This window comes from Agrobacterium sp. 10MFCol1.1 (assembly GCF_000381165.1).
Taxonomy (GTDB): Bacteria; Pseudomonadota; Alphaproteobacteria; order Rhizobiales; family Rhizobiaceae; genus Agrobacterium; species Agrobacterium tumefaciens.
Window position 1 is genome coordinate 640450 of record NZ_KB906072.1, and the last position, 15924, is coordinate 656373.

12 protein-coding genes are annotated in these 15924 nt (G+C 59.7%); all 12 read right to left on the reverse strand.

Features of this window, described 5'->3' with window-relative positions; all coding sequences use genetic code 11:
* Positions 1-158: 158 nt before the first annotated feature.
* Entirely contained in the window at positions 159-650 is a 492-nt protein-coding gene (locus F617_RS0103350; RefSeq protein WP_003514782.1) for a universal stress protein, read from the reverse strand.
* Positions 651-765: 115 nt separating this feature from the next.
* Entirely contained in the window at positions 766-1830 is a 1065-nt protein-coding gene (gene trpS, locus F617_RS0103355) for a tryptophan--tRNA ligase (RefSeq protein WP_003514781.1), read from the reverse strand.
* A 103-nt stretch (positions 1831-1933) separates the two neighbouring features.
* Positions 1934-2338: a VOC family protein gene (locus F617_RS0103360; RefSeq protein WP_019564425.1), complete on the reverse strand. Its 405-nt coding sequence runs from the start codon at positions 2336-2338 to the stop codon at positions 1934-1936.
* Positions 2338-3927: a murein biosynthesis integral membrane protein MurJ gene (gene murJ, locus F617_RS0103365; RefSeq protein ID WP_003514779.1), complete on the reverse strand. Its 1590-nt coding sequence runs from the start codon at positions 3925-3927 to the stop codon at positions 2338-2340. The genes F617_RS0103360 and murJ overlap by 1 nt, the downstream gene beginning before the upstream one ends.
* A 7-nt stretch (positions 3928-3934) precedes the next feature.
* The gene (locus F617_RS0103370) at positions 3935-6763 is read right to left on the reverse strand and encodes a [protein-PII] uridylyltransferase (protein ID WP_019564426.1); all 2829 of its coding nucleotides are present in this window, start codon (positions 6761-6763) and stop codon (positions 3935-3937) included.
* 95 nt (positions 6764-6858) lie between these two features.
* Complete coding sequence (mutS, locus tag F617_RS0103375; protein ID WP_026330652.1) at positions 6859-9573, reverse strand: DNA mismatch repair protein MutS; 2715 nt, start codon at positions 9571-9573, stop codon at positions 6859-6861.
* Positions 9574-9700: 127 nt separating this feature from the next.
* On the reverse strand, positions 9701-10582 hold the full coding sequence (locus F617_RS0103380; RefSeq protein WP_019564428.1) for a GNAT family N-acetyltransferase: 882 nt from the start codon (positions 10580-10582) through the stop codon (positions 9701-9703).
* A gap of 95 nt (positions 10583-10677) precedes the next feature.
* Complete coding sequence (locus F617_RS0103385; RefSeq protein ID WP_019564429.1) at positions 10678-12909, reverse strand: hybrid sensor histidine kinase/response regulator; 2232 nt, start codon at positions 12907-12909, stop codon at positions 10678-10680.
* A 55-nt stretch (positions 12910-12964) separates the two neighbouring features.
* Complete coding sequence (gene lspA / locus F617_RS0103390) at positions 12965-13453, reverse strand: signal peptidase II (RefSeq protein WP_003514769.1); 489 nt, start codon at positions 13451-13453, stop codon at positions 12965-12967.
* Positions 13453-14313: an RNA methyltransferase gene (locus F617_RS0103395; RefSeq protein ID WP_003514768.1), complete on the reverse strand. Its 861-nt coding sequence runs from the start codon at positions 14311-14313 to the stop codon at positions 13453-13455. Before F617_RS0103395 ends, lspA begins: the two co-directional genes overlap by 1 nt.
* Positions 14310-15443, reverse strand: coding sequence for a class I SAM-dependent methyltransferase (locus tag F617_RS0103400; RefSeq protein WP_019564430.1), 1134 nt, complete (start codon positions 15441-15443; stop codon positions 14310-14312). Before F617_RS0103400 ends, F617_RS0103395 begins: the two co-directional genes overlap by 4 nt.
* A 93-nt stretch (positions 15444-15536) precedes the next feature.
* Positions 15537-15878 carry a LapA family protein gene (locus tag F617_RS0103405; protein WP_003514766.1) on the reverse strand — a complete coding sequence of 114 codons (342 nt, stop codon included), beginning with the start codon at positions 15876-15878 and terminating at the stop codon, positions 15537-15539.
* Between the last annotated feature and the right edge of the window lie 46 nt (positions 15879-15924).

Genomic DNA, 15924 nt, shown 5'->3' on the forward strand with positions numbered 1-15924 from the left:
TTCGAGGTCGCCGTTCACGCCCCGCAATTTAGAATTCTTCCAAAAAATACGCCTGGCGAAGCCTTACTTCAAGCCCTGACATGATAATTACATTCAAGAAATCGTCAGCCCCAAATTCTTGCCCGAATCCGTTCCTGCCTTTCAGGGTCGAACGAGGGTCAGCAGAGGGCGTCGATTTCCTCATCCGTCAGCGTATCCGGCAGCACGGTGACGGGGATGGGGAAGGCCGCACCGCGTCCTGAGATGGAGGAGACGAGCGGTCCCGGCCCTTCCTTCGTTGATCCTGCCGCCAAAACCAGAATGGCAATATCGCGATCTTCCTCGATGAGCCCGTGGATCTGTTCGGTTGCGCCGCCTTCACGGATCACCGCTTCCGGCTCGATGCCGATGGTCTCACGGACCTTCTGGGCGATCTTGGCAAGCGTTGCTTCCGCCTCCTCTCGCGCCTCGGCCCGCATGATCTGCTCGACGCCCAGCCACTGCTGGAAATCGCCTTCCGGTATCATGTAAAGCAGAACCAGTCCGCCATTGGAGTTCTTGGCGCGACGACCGGCATAATGCACGGCCCTTTCGCATTCCGGTGTGTCATCGATAACAGCGAGAAATTTGCGACGATGCCCTTCCAGACGCGACAGCCGTTTTGAAACCATTCCGCACTCCCTGTGTCCGCCGCGATCCGAAAAACCGCCCGACGGTTCGGGCGGAGATTATATCAAATCACGGCAGGCGCAAACCGCCCGCCGTGATCCGCAAGGCGATACGTGGTCAGCGCAGGAACCCGATGATGTCGCGCACCTCGTTCATCGTGTTTTCGGCGATCGCGCGCGCGCGCTCACCACCCTGTTTGAGGATGGCATCGATGTGGGTGGGATCGTCGAGAAGGCGGCGCATCTCGTTGTTGACCGGAGCCAGCACATTGACGGCAAGCTCGACGAGAGCCGGCTTGAAGGCCGAGAACTGCTGTCCGCCGAATTCTAAAAGAACTTCCGCTTTCGTCTTGTCAGACAGTGCTGCATAGATACCAACTAGGTTTTCGGCCTCCGGGCGGCCCTTCAGGCCTTCCACTTCGCTCGGCAGTGCATCCGGGTCCGTCTTCGCCTTCTTGATCTTTCTCGAAATGGCGTCGACATCGTCCATGAGGTTGATGCGCGACAGATCCGACGGATCGGACTTCGACATCTTCTTGGTGCCGTCCTTCAACGACATCACCCGCGGTGCCGGACCGCCGATCAGCGGCTCCACCATCGGGAAATAGGCATGCACCGGCTCATTGCCCACGGTGATGTCGAGCCCGAGACCGGCGTTGCGGATATGGTCACCGAAATCGATGTTGAATTTCTGGGCGATGTCGCGGGCCAGTTCCAGATGCTGCTTCTGGTCGTCGCCGACAGGAACGTGGGTCGCGCGGTAGACGAGAATGTCCGCAGCCATCAGGCTCGGATAGGCAAGCAGCCCAAGCGACACCTGCTCGGCATTCTTGCCGGACTTGTCCTTGAACTGCGTCATGCGCTCCATCCAGCCGATACGCGCCACGCAATTGAAGATCCAGGCGAGTTCGGCGTGCTGCGGCACAGCCGACTGGTTGAAGACGATATGCTTCACCGGATCAATGCCTGCGGCAATGAAGGCGGCAGCGATCGAGCGGGTCTGCGCCTTCAGGTCCGAATGAACGAGCTGGGCGGTGATGGCGTGCATGTCGACGACGCAATAGATGCAGTCGTTATCTTCCTGCAACGCCACGAATTTGCGGATGGCCCCGAGATAATTGCCGAGATGCAGATTGCCGGTCGGCTGGACGCCCGAGAAAACCAGCGGCTTGAATGCGTTCATTGTCGTCCTCGAAAAGGCTTGTGGAGGGCCCCGCCCCGTGGTTGGAATTGCACGCGCGCTTATGCACCTACAGCCCCTCGCAATCAAGCGGTTTCAAGGCGCGTCAGCCGCGTGGCTGAAGAAGATCCCAGTGATTTCCATAAGGGTCCGCAAAGACCGCGACGGAGCCATAAACCTCATGGCGCGGTTCTTCCAGAAAGCGCACGCCGCGCGCAAGCATCGTCTCGTAGTCACGACCGAAATCGTCGGTATGCAGGAAAAACCCGACACGGCCGCCGGTCTGGTTGCCGATGGCAAGACGCTGCGCTTCGCCATCCGCCTCGGCAAGCAAGAGGGCACAGCCATCGGTCCCTTGAGGCTTCACCACCAGCCAGCGTTTGCCGTCATCAAGAGGTTGGTCGGAAAGGCAGTCAAACCCCAGAACCTCGCAATAAAACGTCTTTGCCCGGTCATAATCGTCCACCACGAGTGTGATGAGGGCGATGCGACGGTTTTCTGCGAAGGACATCAGCTTGTCTCCGTCTGGGCATTCTTATTGCGGCGCTTTTTGATGGCTCTCTTGACCATGCCGAGATCGGCACCACCCGAAACGAAAGCCAGCACGAAATAAACGAGCATGGCGGAGAGCACGAGGCCCATGATGGTTCCGGCCCGGACGAAAATGGAAGAGGCGGAGGACAGCTCGAAGCTGAGATAGGTCAGCGCATAGTGAACGAAGCCCGCCATAAGGGCGGCGGCCAGCAGCAAGCGCGGAATGCGGGTGAGGAGCGGAATGTCCACATGCCAGTGACCCCGCCACAACAGCATGCCGAACAACAGGGCGGCATTGACCCAGCCGGCGGTGATCTCGGCAATGGCGATGCCCGGACCTCCGAGACGCGGAAACAATGTCAGCGCCAGAGAGACGTTCACAACCACGGAAATCGCCGCGAAGATCATCGGGGTGCGGGTGTCCTCGCGGGCAAAGAAGCCGGGAATGAACGCCTTTATCAGCACGAAAGCCGGCAGGCCGAGGCCATAAATACCGAGGATCTGCGCGACGGTGACGGTGGCCGAAGGCGCGAAATTGCCGCGCTCGTACAGAAAGCGCACGATGGGTTCCGCCATGACGAGAAGGGCAGCGGCAGCGGGCAATGTCAAAAACAGCACGAATTCGACCGAGCGGTTTTGCAGGCTTCCCGCCTCGACCATATGTCCGCCACGCAAAGCCCGCGCCAGCTCCGGCAAAAGCACGGTGGCAACGGCGATGCCGACGACACCGAGCGGCAGCTGGTAAATCCGGTCGGCATAGGCGAGCGAGGAGATCACACCCTCACCGGCAGACGCGATATTGGTGTTGATCAGGAGATTGATCTGGGTGATGCCGCCGGTGATAGCGGCCGGCAAAGCAAGGACCAGCAGGCGCTGGACATTCTTCGTCAGCCGGGGTCTGCGGAAACCGATGCGCATGCCGGCATTGCGCACGGCGATCCAGACGATGCCAAGCTGCACCACACCCGCCGCCATGACACCCCAGGACAGGGCATAACCCACCTGAAGCGGGTCGTAATGCTTCCACCAGGCCAGCATCAGAACACCAATCAGAATGATGTTCAGGAAGACCGGTGCAATCGCGGCAGCGAAATAACGGTGCAGCGAATTCAGCATGCCGCCCATCATTGCCGCCAGCGACATGCAGGCGAGATAGGGAAACATGATGGTTGCGAGACGGACGGTGTTGTCGAATTTCACCGGGTCTTCCAGAAAGCCCGGCGCAATAACGGTGCGCACGATGAACGGCATCGACAGTTCCATCAGGATCGTCAAAGCCAGAAGCACGGTGAACAGAACGCCGAAAACTTCTTCGGAAAAGCGCCTTGCGCCCTCCATGCCGTTCGCCTCGATCTCCTTGGCGAAAAGCGGCACGAAGGCCGAGTTGAACGCGCCTTCGGCAAAAAGGCGCCGGAAGGTGTTCGGGAACCGGAAGGCAGCATTGAAGGCATCGGCAACCGGGCCGGTACCGACGGCTGCGGCCATCAGCGTCTCGCGGAGGAACCCGAAGATACGGCTTCCGAGCGTGGCCGTGCCGACCGTGGCGAACTTTCCGATCAAGCTCATGGGAATTTCAAGCCTTTGCCGTGCGCGTGGCCGGCAGCGCCGCCACATCGGGATGGGCGATGATGCCGTTTGGCATGCGATCGCGCAATTCGTCTTCCTGCTCGCTCATCACGGCCTTCAGACGCGTGGCAATGCTGGCCTGCCGGTTGTCATTGGTGACCTTCTGGCCGAAGAGATCCGTCACGTAGAATGTGTCGATGACCTTCTCGCCGAAGGTGGTGATGCGTGCGGAATGAATATCCAGCGACAGATCGGCAATGACAGCCGTCATATCCGCCAGAAGCCCCGGCCGGTCGAGGCACTCGACCTCGATAACGGTGAACTTGTTCGAAAGCCCGTTGGAAATGATGACGGAGGGCGGAATGGTGAAGGCGCTTTTCTTCCTCCGGCTCTTGGTGCGGGTGGCAATCATTTCCGGCAGGCGCTGACGACCGGACAGAACCTCTTCGATCAGCTTGCCGACATTGTTGCCGCGCCGCGTCTCGTCTTCGTCGATCGGAAATTCGCGGTTGATCAGGATCGTATCGAGCGCCCGCCCATCGGATGTGGTGAAGATTTGCGCGTCGGCAATGTTGGCGCCGGCCGCAGCGCAGGCGCCGGTAATGATCGACAGCAGGCGCGGATGGTCGGGCGCCAGCACGGTGATTTCGGTGATGGCGTGGAAGGAATGTGTGCGCACCATGGTCGACAGCGCTTTTTCCTGCTTGTCGGCCTCGCGGATGAAGCGGGTGTGACGCACCTGATCTTCCAGCGCCACCGTCAGCAGATAGGGCTCATAGTGCAGCTTGGTGTATTTGCGCCGTGCCTTCTGGCCCCAGTCTTCCAGCGCGTCGTAAAGCGCCTGACGGGCAATATGCGCCCTTTCCTTGCGTGAGACTTCCGAAAAGCCACCTGAGAGAAGCAGCTCGGTCTCGTAATAAAGCGAGCGGAGCAACTGACCCTTCCAGCCGTTCCAGACACCCGGACCGACCGCGCGGATATCGCAGACCGTCAGGATAAGCAGCATCTTCAGCCGCTCCATGGATTGCACCTTGTCGGCGAAATCGGTGATGGTCTTGCGGTCGTGGAGGTCGCGCGTCTGGGCGACCATGGACATCAGAAGATGCTGCTCGATCAGCCAGACCACCATTTCGGTCTGCTTGCCGGTCAGCCGGAAACGCTGGCAAAGCTTGCGGGCCACCCGCGCGCCGGCAATCGAGTGGTCCTCCTGCCGGCCCTTGGCCACATCGTGCAGCAGAACGGCCACATAAAGTGCCTCACGCTCCTCAACACCCGGCATCAGCTGGTTGGCAAGCGGATGGGCATCCACAGCCGTCCCCTTGTCCACCTCCGACAGTACGCCGACCGAGCGGATCAGATGTTCGTCCACCGTATAGTGATGATACATGTTGAACTGCATCATCGCGACGATCTTGCCGAATTCGGGAATGAACTTGCCGAGGACGCCAGCCTCGTTCATGCGCCGCAAGGTGAGCGCCGGATCACGCCTCGAGGTGAGGATCGCCAGAAACAGCCGGTTCGCCTCCTCGTTCTCGCGAAGCCCGTCATTGATCAGCGACAGCGACCGGGTAACGACACGCAGCGCATCCGGGTGAAGTTCGAGATTGTTGATATCGGCGATATGAAAGAGCCGGATCAGATTGACCGGATCGTTTTTGAACACGTCCGGCTTGGCCAGCGCGATGCGGCCGCGATCCTCAACGAATTCAACAGAACCGGGAATTTTGCGGACGCGGTGGGCAAAGCGGCTGAGAACACCCGACAGGCCCGGCACGTCCTTTGCCTGCCTGTCCTCCAGTGCGGCGCAGACGATGCGGGTCAGGTCACCCACATCCTTCGCCACCAGGAAATAATGCTTCATGAAACGTTCGACGGCGGAAAGCCCGGGGCGTGGCTGGTAGCCCAGCGCATCGGCGATCTCGCGCTGAATGTCGAAGGAAAGGCGCTCTTCCGCCTTGTTGGTGATGAAATGCATCTGGCAACGGACGGCCCAGAGAAAATCATCGGCCTTTTCGAACAGCCTGAGTTCGCGCTTAGACAGGACGCCAAGCTTGACGAGATCGGCTGTATCGCGGACATGGTAATAATATTTGGCGATCCAGAACAGCGTGTGCAGGTCGCGCAGGCCGCCCTTGCCTTCCTTGACGTTCGGCTCCACCAGATAGCGCGTATCGCCCGCCTTGCGGTGACGCTGGTCACGCTCGGCCAGCTTGGCGGCGATGAATTCCGGCCCGGTGCCGGTGACAACTTCCGACTCGAACCGTTTTTCGAGATCATCGGTCAGCGATTTTTTACCGCAGATTGCCCTCACTTCCAGAATGGCGGTGCGGATAGTCATATCGGATTTCGACAGGCGGACGCACTCATCCACCGTGCGCGTGGCGTGGCCGACTTTGAAGCCGAGATCCCAGAGCAGATAAAGCACGAACTCCACGGCCTTATGCATATCCGGCGTGTTCTTGGCCGGCAGCAGGAACAGAAGGTCGATATCCGATCCCGGCGCCAGCGTGCCGCGACCGTAACCCCCCACCGCTGCAACGGCGATTTGCGGCGCGTCTTTCGGATAGACATATTGGCAGGCGAGATCATAGAGGATTTCGATCAGCCGGTCCTGGAGCCAGGAGATACGTCGGGCGCAATCGATGCCGCTGCCGTCGGATTTCAGCAGTTCGCGAGCCTTTTCCCGGCCTTCCGTGCTGGCCTTGCGAAAGATCGGCAGCAGGTCTGACCTGACATCGGCGATGCGCTTGCCGTCGTTCTTGAAGATGATGTCGCATTCGCGCTTCAGCGCCAAAACATCGAGAATTTCGGAAAAATCCAGGTCCTTGATGGCCATCTATGCCGTTATCCATGTCCTGTGGGAAAGCCACCGCTTGCGATGGGATTGTCCTATAGCGAGTTTCAAAGGCGATGGACAGGCAGTCTATCCTCTTAAGCCTTGCCAAGTTCTTTCTTTAACGCATAGAGCGCGTCCAATGCCTCACGCGGCGTCATTTCGTCCGGGTTGAACCCCTTCAAAGCTTCTTCCACCTTCGATGGTCCAGCCTTGCGGGTTTCCTCACGGCGAACCGCGATCTGGAACAGCGGAAGATCGTCGATCAGCTGACTGGCCGGGTTCTTTCGATCGGCATCTTCGAGCTTCGTCAGCACCTCACGGGCGCGCTCCACCACCGATGCCGGAAGTCCGGCGAGCCTTGCCACCTGAATACCGTAGGAACGATCCGCAGCACCCGGTCCGACCTCGTGCAGGAAGATGACGTCACCCTCCCATTCCTTCACCCGCATCGTGGCATTGGAAAGGCGACCAAGTTTTTCCGACAGCACCGTCAGTTCGTGGAAATGCGTGGCGAAGAGGCCACGGCAACGATTGACCTCGTGCAGATGCTCGACCGCCGCCCAGGCGATCGAAAGGCCGTCGAAGGTTGCCGTGCCACGGCCGATCTCATCCAGAATGACCAGCGACCGATCCGTCGCCTGATTGAGGATGGCGGCCGTTTCCACCATTTCCACCATGAAGGTCGAGCGGCCACGCGCCAGATCGTCGGACGCGCCGACGCGGGAAAACAGCCGGTCTACGATGCCGATATGGGCGGCTTCTGCCGGAACGAAGGAGCCGATCTGCGCGAGGATGGCGATGAGCGCATTCTGACGCAGGAAAGTCGACTTACCGCCCATATTAGGGCCGGTCAGCAGCCAGATCGCACCATTTTTGCCGCCCTCAGCAGCCGACAGATCGCAATTATTGGCGATGAATGGCCCAGCCGACTGGCGCCGCAGGGCCTGTTCAACCACCGGATGGCGCCCGCCTGTGATCGCAAAGGTCATGGAGGCATCAACGATCGGGCGGCAATAGGCCTGTTCCGTCGCCAGATAAGCAAGGCTCGAGGCAACGTCGATAATTGCAAGTGCCGCCGCGCCGGCCTTGATTGCTTCAGCCTGGTGCACCACGGCCTCGACCATGCGCTCGAAGGCCTCCAGCTCCATGGTCAGGGCTTCTGCCGCGGCATTAGCGATGCGGCTTTCGAGATCGGCAAGTTCGGTCGTGGTGAAGCGCATGGCGCCGGCCATGGTCTGGCGGTGAATGAAGCGCGCCTTCGCCTCATCCGTCGCCATCATGACATCGGCGTTGCCCGCTGTTACCTCGATGAAATAACCAAGCACGTTGTTATGCTTGATCTTGAGCGACTTGATGCCGGTTTCCTCGGCATATTGCAGCTGCAGCCCGGCGATCACCCGGCGCGACTGGTCACGCAATGCGCGCACGTCGTCGAGTTCTGGATTGGCGCCCTCACGCAGAAAACCGCCATCACGCTTCAAAAGCGGCAGATCGTCGGCGAGCATCGAGCCAAGCATCGCTTCGAGCCCGCCCGGCAAAGCCTTCAGATTCGCAAGTGCAGCAGCAAGCTCCTCCGGCAATAGTCCCTGATCGAGAATGGCGGCAATTCTCTCGGCCGACGCCAGGCCCTGCCTGATCGCCCCGAGATCGCGCGGGCCACCGCGCTCCAGCGCAAGACGGGAGAGCGCGCGCGGCATATCGGCAACCTGTTTCAAGGCATCGCGCAGGCCATCGCAAAGGGAGACGTCATCAATAAGATAGGCGACTGCATCGAGACGGGCATTAACCCTTTCCGGATCGGTCAAGGGAGACATCAGCCGCTCGGCCAGAAGCCGCGCACCGCCGCCCGTGACCGTGCGGTTGAGGGCATGCAGGAGCGATCCGTCCCTTTCGCCCGAGAGCGTTTTCACCAACTCCAGATTGGCGCGGGTCGCGGGATCGATGAACAGCGTGGAGGCAGCGCTTTCGCGTTCCGGCGCACCAAGCGGCGGGCGCTCGGCAATCTGGGTCTTTTCAACATAGGCAACCGCGGCAGCGGCAGCGGCCATTTCCACGCGCGAAAATGTGCCGAAACCATCGAGGGTCGAGACGTTGAAGTAACGCGCGATCCGCCCTTCCGCCGTAGCGCTGTCGAACAGAATGGCCGGCTGCGGCACGGCGACACGGCCAAGCATATCGAAAACCGGTCGCAGCTCTTCGTCATGGAACAGACTGTCGGCAACGATCAGCTCACGCGGATCGATGCGCCAGATATCAGCGAGGAGCCGCGTCAGCGTGGTTTCCGCCAAGCGGAAGACGCCGGTGGAAATATCAATCCAGGCAAGCGCAAACTGTGCCTCCGCACTGCCGCGAATACGAGCGAGCGCCATAAGATAGTTGGATTCCGTCGGCGACAGCAGCTTTTCTTCGGTGAGCGTGCCAGGCGTGACAAGCCGCACCACATCGCGTTTTACCACGGATTTCGATCCGCGCTTTTTCGCCTCGGCCGGGTCCTCCACCTGCTCGCAGACGGCGACGCGATAACCGCGCAGGATGAGCTTCTGGAGATAATCATCGGCGGCGTGAACGGGAACGCCGCACATGGGAATATCCTGCCCCATATGCTGGCCGCGTTTTGTCAGCGTGATGCCGAGCGACCGCGAGGCTTCCACCGCATCGTCAAAGAACAATTCGTAAAAATCGCCCATGCGGTAAAACAGCAGCGAACCGGGGTTGTTCGCCTTGATCTCGATATATTGCTCCATCATGGGAGTTGCCGTAGCGCGGCTCTCTTCCGAGATCAGGGAAGCGGTGGTCAAAACGTCCGTCAATGGCTTGCCGATGTCATATCGTGTTGCGGAAAGGGAGCGCCGACACTAGCGGCAATGGCCGCACCAAGACAACACACACGGCACCGCTGCCCACAGGAACATCCCGCTAGATCCGAGTTAAAACCGGTCAGCCGTTGATGCGCTCGGTCTCGCCGCCGTAATAGCTGATGTAGCGGCCGGCGATAGAGGAAACCGGCAGGACCACGAGAACATCTGTCGTGTTGAAGGCATGGTCCACCACGGCGCCGGAGCCGAACATGGCGCCGAGACGCATATAGCCCTTGATCAGCGGCGGCATGGCGTTCAGCGCCTTGCGGGCGTTCAGCGCCTCAGCCGGTACCAGGTCCATCTCGTGATAAAGCTTGGGAAGAGCGGAAGCCGCCCACTCGCCCTTTGCAACGCAATTGTGATGCAGGAAGGACAGAGCAAGCGCGTGGGCTTCCGGCTGCACGCCGGGGAACGAAGCGCAACCGATCATGGCATCCATGCGGTGTTTCACGGCATAGGCCCAGTTGCCCTGCCACAAAAGCTCAACCGTGCGCTTGGTGCGATATTCCGGCAGCACGCAGGAGCGGCCAAGCTCCATGAAGCGCTTGCCCGGATGGCGCGCTACCAGCCCAGCGATGTCGAATTCGCTTGCGGAATAAAAACCGTTATTGGCGAGTGCAGTTTCCTGACGCAACAGACGGTAGGTACCGACGATCTGGTCCTCGCTGTCGCCTTCAATCGCCTTGTCGAGCACGAGCAGATGGTCGCAGACACTGTCCCAGGCGTCGATGTCGCGCTTCCGGCGCATCGCGTCTGCGGGAAGGCGCGCCTTCATTTCATCAACGAAAACCCGGTAACGCACGGACTGCGCCGCGTCGATCTCCCGCTCGTTTCTTGCGAGCCGTGTTTCCAGCGAGCCGATGCGGCCGAAAAGCCCCTCATTGTCCTGAGCGGTGTCTGGACGAGGATGAATAACAACTTTGTTTTCACAAATGTCGTGACTGTAGATTTCGGCAACCATGGGGAATCGCTCCGCCACCAAAAGATTTTTCCTGTCATAAATCACTAATTGACGACAGAATAGTGACAAAATGCAGCCATTGCGAGTCTCTCAAGTCATGATGGCAACAGGCGTTTCGCCTCCAGCAAGCGGCGGATTTCCTCGACCAGTCGTCTCGGGTCGGCAGGCTTGGTCAAAACCTTGGCCGCACCGGCATTCAGCAGGATTTCGGCGGTTTCAACGCTCGCATCGCCGCTGAGCACGATGAGCGGAATATTTCTTCCACCCTTCAGCGTGCCGAGAAGCTCCGGCAGCACCTCAAGCCCCTCGCCGCCCGGCATATTGAGATCGGATATGATGAGGTGCGGCAGGCGGGTTGCGCCGGGCGCCACGGCTTGCTGCAGGGCCTGAAAATCGTCGACACCGCGCACGATGTAACCGCTTTTTTCCAGAACGGCCCGGATGATGCGCGCATTGACGGCGTCGTCCTCGGCCACGAGGATATCGATGCCGCTTACCCCCTCCGTCACCCGTGACGAAAACCCCACATCCGGGTGGTTGTCGTTGATGGCATCGCGCCGTTCTATGCCGCGCAGACGGCCGCAGAGGACGTCAATCAGGGACTTTTCGCGCAGCGGCCGGATCAACCAGGCGTCGAAGGACGCATGCATGGTCGACGCCCGCTCTTCGGGACTGACCAGCAACGTGCGACGGACATTCTGTTGCGGCCAATCCCTTAGCGCGTCTCTGAACAGAGGCGAAATACGCCTGTCGACAATGATATCGGTGAGATCGACAACTGTACCGTGCAGCCTTTCCAAATCCTCCGGTTCGCGGATAAGAGCGCATTTACCGCCGAAAGCCTCGATCGCCTCCATCGTCACCGTTGCTGCCACGCCCCTCGGCGCGACCAGCAGGACATTGGTATGCTGTAGGCAATGGTGCCGGTCCGGGTCCGGCGTGCCGGTGGACGAACTGCCCGGACGGAATGCCAGCTTGAAGGTGCTGCCCTCACCCTTGCGGCTGAAGACCGTGAGGCTGCCACCGAATTCCCGCACGATGCGGGCGGAAATCGCGAGCCCAAGCCCTGTTCCCCCACTTTGTTGCGACATCGGGCCTGCCTGTTCGAATTCGCCAAAGATACGGGCCTGTTCCGCTTGGCTCATGCCGGGGCCGGTGTCCTCGACGGTGATATGCAATTCGCCTTCAACCATGCGCGCTCGGATGACGACCCCGCCCACCTGCGTGAATTTGACGGCATTGCCGAGGAGGTTGAACAGAACCTGACGCAGCCTTGCCGGATCGAAATCCAGATAATCAGGCACATCCGGCGTGACGAAGGAGGTGATTTCGATGCCCTTTTCGTGGGCGCGATGCGCCAGCATCTCGACAATGCTCTCGATCAGCCGGCGCAGGTTTTCCGCACGCGGATTGAGTTTGAAACGGCCCGCCTCCATGGTCGAATAATCCAACAGGTCCTCGACCAACTGTACCAGCGACTGACCGGACTGCTTCATGCCGTCGAGATAATTACGTTGCTCTTCATTGAGCTTCGTCTGCGACAGAAGATGGTTCATGCCGAGCATGCCGGAAAGCGGCAGACGGATCTCGTGGCTAACAGTTGCCAGCAGCCTTGCCTTTTCGGCATCGGCCTTTTCCGCGCGTAACCGGGCGTTTTCCCGCTCGCCGAGTGCCAGCCGCTCCTCGGTGACATCTCTCGCGATGCTGCTGATGAGAAGACGACTGCTTGCCAGATCGCGGGTGACGACATCGTGCCAGGAGAAAATGCGCTGACCGAACGGGGTCGCGATTTCCACATCATAAGCGTGGGCCTTGTCGCCTGGTCGGAAAGCGATGCCGATTTCCTCACAGCTCAGCCCTTCGGGGGCCGAGCAGCCCGTCACTTCACGAAAAACCGCATTCGCCTCGACGATGCGCCGATCCATATTGCGGATGACGATGATATCGCCCATGGCCTCCTGGATCTCGGCAATCAGCGATCGGTTTTGAGTTTGGCGTAGCCGTACATCCAAATCATCTGCAAATAGTTTGCCGGTATACTGGAAGGATTTGCCGAACATGGCGTAGGACAGGAGACCGACCAGCACCGCACCAAAGAAGGATGCCAAGGCGACGGTGACCGCATAAGGCACCGCAAGCGCGATCAAGGCTGCGGAGAAGGCACCCACCGACAATGACGCGGCAACGTATAGCGTGATCGATCTGGCATCTGTCCCGCGCCCCGCACCGCCATGGTGAGATGTCGTGTCGACGCGATCCGCCGGCTGCGCCGGGGTGGCGGCGAGGCCATCTGAAACTTTTTCCCGCAGTCGTGCCAGTTCGCTCATGCACAACCGCTACCACGGCAGCGGTTTTGATATGTTTGGCTCAAACGCTAAAATTTTACTTTTTAGCCGCCCGGGCGTGCAGAAACTCATCTAGAATGACGCAACCGGCACCGATTGTTATGAAAGTATCGGCCAGATTGAAGACCGCGAACGACCATGTATCGGTGTGAAACAGGATGTAGTCGATGACGTGACCGTAGAAAAAGCGGTCGAGAAGATTGCCGGCCGCTCCAGCGATGATGAAGGCGAAGCCAAGATGGGCAAAAGTCCGATCCGCCGCCGTCTTGCGCCAGAGCCACAGAACGAAGACCACGATGACGAGCCGCATGCTGACGATGAACCAGCCGTGCATGTCCGCCAGCATCGAAAACGCCACACCAAGATTATAGGTGCGGTAAAGCGCCAGGAACGGAATGACCGGCACCATCTCCTGCAACGGCAGATAGGTCTCGACCAGTTGCTTGACGACCTGGTCCAGCACAAGGGCAGCAACGATAAGCGCGAAAGCCGGGCCAAATTTCGAAAACAACGCCGCTTTGGCCATTACTTCACCGGTGCCAGTTCGAGGAGATGTCGCCGCGCCTCGAAAAGCATGACAGCGGTTGCGATGGCGAGATTGAGACTATCGGCACGGCCCTGTTGGGGAATGCGCGCCAGTTGGTCTGCCTTGCCGGCCAGTTCAGGCGGCAGGCCGGATTGTTCGTTACCCATCAAAAGCACGACGGGCTTTCCGGCGTAATCGATTTTTCGATAGTCCACCGACCCGGCAAGATGAGTGGCAACGACACTGACATTGGCTGATTTTTTCCATGAGAGGAATTCCTCAACCGATGCGCGGGCAACGGGCGTAGCGAAGACCGAACCCATGGTCGCACGCACCGTTTCCAGCGAAAACGGATCGGTGCAATCGCCGACCAGAATGACACCCGAGGCACCCGCCGCATCAGCCGTGCGGATGATGGTGCCGAGATTGCCGGGATCACGCACCCGATCGAGCGCGATATAGGTCTCGCCTTTTTCCGGACGAATATCCTTCAATGGCTTCCATCTCTGGTCAAAGATGCCAACGACCATCTGCGGATTGTCGCGGCGGGTGATCGAGGCGATGACTTTTTCGCTGACTTCGAGCACCAGCCCGCCGGAAGCGACCGTCTTTACGGCCGCCTGCTCCACCAGCGGCTTGCCCTTGGCCGCCTTGGCGTAAACAAGGGTGCGGATGGTCCAGCCCAGTTCGAGCGCGTCGATAACCAGCTTCAGGCCTTCCGCCATGAAGGTGCCGGTCTCTTCCCTACCCTTTTTCTGGGTGAGCGCCTTGATATCCTTGATGATGGGATTGGCAAGGCTGGTGACTTCCTTGACCTGGCCAACCCGGCGCGTCGTGTTTTCGCGCATGTCGTTCGTCATTTCGGCTCCCAGCGGCTGAACAGCGATGTGGAAAGCACCCGGCCCGGAGTCTTGCCATCAAGCCCGGCCTCGCGAATGACGAGCTCGCCAGATGCAACGACGCCACCGGCGCCGCGCATGATTTCGCGCATCAATTCATGCATCGAATAGAAGCTGGCCCTGATAGAATAGGCCGTCAGCACCAGACCGAGCGCTTTGGGCGACAGGATTTCCCGGCAGATATCGAGCATCAACGGAAGATGGTCGAACAATTGCCAGATTTCACCATGGGTGCCGCGGCCGAATTTCGGCGGGTCGGTGAGAATGATGTCGTAGGTGCTGCCGCGACGCTCCTCGCGCTGGATGAACTTCATCGCGTCTTCGCAAATCCAGCGGATCGGCGCCTGTTCGAGCCCGGCAAGCGCCTGGTTCTCCTTTGCCCAGCCGATCGCTTTCTTGGAGGCGTCGACATGGGTCACTTCAGCGCCTGCAGCAGCGGCGACCAAAGAAGCGACGCCGGTGTAACCAAACAGGTTCAGGACTTTCAGCGGCCGGTCAGCCGTTTCAACGGCATTTTTCAGCCATTGCCAGTGGACAATCTGCTCCGGGAAGACGCCGACATGCCGGAAGGCCGTGAAACGGCCGAGAAATTCGACGCCGAGCAGCGACAGGGGCCAGGTTTCGCCAAGTGCTGCCTTTGGAAAACGCCAACGGCCCATGCCGTCTTCATCCGTGTCGCCGGTAAAAATGGCGTCGGCATTCTGCCATACGCGGTCAGGAACCGACGGCTGCCAGAGAGCCTGTGCCTCGGGACGGACGACGCGATATTCGCCGTATTGTTCAAGCTTCAGGCCATTGCCGCTGTCGATGAGATGAAAATCACCCGCGCCACTCGATTCCAGAATAACCGGAACCTGTTCTGCGGGACGTTCGCCGGTGCGATGCTTGAGGGGCCGCGCAGGCACCTGCTCAACGGCCGGTACTGGGGCTATCTTTTCCCTCGGCGTAGGTTTCGGCGCGCTGCGCACCGCGTCCGGCTCGCGCTTTTTAGGTGCCGCGTCCATTCGCCGTGCCGGCTTTGCGGCATGAACCTGTTTTTTCTCGCTCCCGGCACGCACGCGATTGCCCGGCCGGCTGTCTTTTTTCTTCAATGGAAATCTTTCCGCTTCTGCCCGCGTCTTATCGCGCCAGCAAATAGCATTCCAAGCGTCGCTCGACTAGAGCCGCAACGAATGTCGGGACCATCACTTTGCCGGGAGTTGGCCCGCATTCGGAAGCTGCGCGGCTGTTGCCGCTTTGTGCCGGTTCGCCTCGTCATGCCAGCGAACGGCTTCCTTCGCCTCGATCCGGGCGCGCTTGCGATGCTTGCCCTGCGCAAACCATGTGGCGGAAGATCCCAGAAGCACGCCGAAAATGACGGCCAGAAACAGGAACACGAAAAACGGCGCGGTGAAGGAAAGTACGCCATCCTCCGGCCGGAACGGATTGAGCGCGAGCGTCACGGACTGACGATTGGCCACGCACAGGATGACGAGGATAATCGCCAGCGGAAGCAGGATGATGAGGTTGATGATTTTTTTCGACATCCGACATTACTCCATCGCGGCGTGCATTCCCTCGGCTCCGTTTCCG

Coding starts and splice junctions, on each gene's coding strand:
- F617_RS0103350 (WP_003514782.1), bottom strand. CDS start 650: ATGGTTTCAAAACGGCTGTCGCGTCTGGAAGGGCATCGTCGCAAATTT.
- F617_RS0103395 (WP_003514768.1), bottom strand. CDS start 14,313: ATGACGAACGACATGCGCGAAAACACGACGCGCCGGGTTGGCCAGGTC.
- F617_RS0103380 (WP_019564428.1), bottom strand. CDS start 10,582: ATGGTTGCCGAAATCTACAGTCACGACATTTGTGAAAACAAAGTTGTT.
- murJ (WP_003514779.1), bottom strand. CDS start 3,927: ATGAGCTTGATCGGAAAGTTCGCCACGGTCGGCACGGCCACGCTCGGA.
- F617_RS0103405 (WP_003514766.1), bottom strand. CDS start 15,878: ATGTCGAAAAAAATCATCAACCTCATCATCCTGCTTCCGCTGGCGATT.
- F617_RS0103370 (WP_019564426.1), bottom strand. CDS start 6,763: ATGGCCATCAAGGACCTGGATTTTTCCGAAATTCTCGATGTTTTGGCG.
- F617_RS0103385 (WP_019564429.1), bottom strand. CDS start 12,909: ATGAGCGAACTGGCACGACTGCGGGAAAAAGTTTCAGATGGCCTCGCC.
- lspA (WP_003514769.1), bottom strand. CDS start 13,453: ATGGCCAAAGCGGCGTTGTTTTCGAAATTTGGCCCGGCTTTCGCGCTT.
- F617_RS0103360 (WP_019564425.1), bottom strand. CDS start 2,338: ATGTCCTTCGCAGAAAACCGTCGCATCGCCCTCATCACACTCGTGGTG.
- trpS (WP_003514781.1), bottom strand. CDS start 1,830: ATGAACGCATTCAAGCCGCTGGTTTTCTCGGGCGTCCAGCCGACCGGC.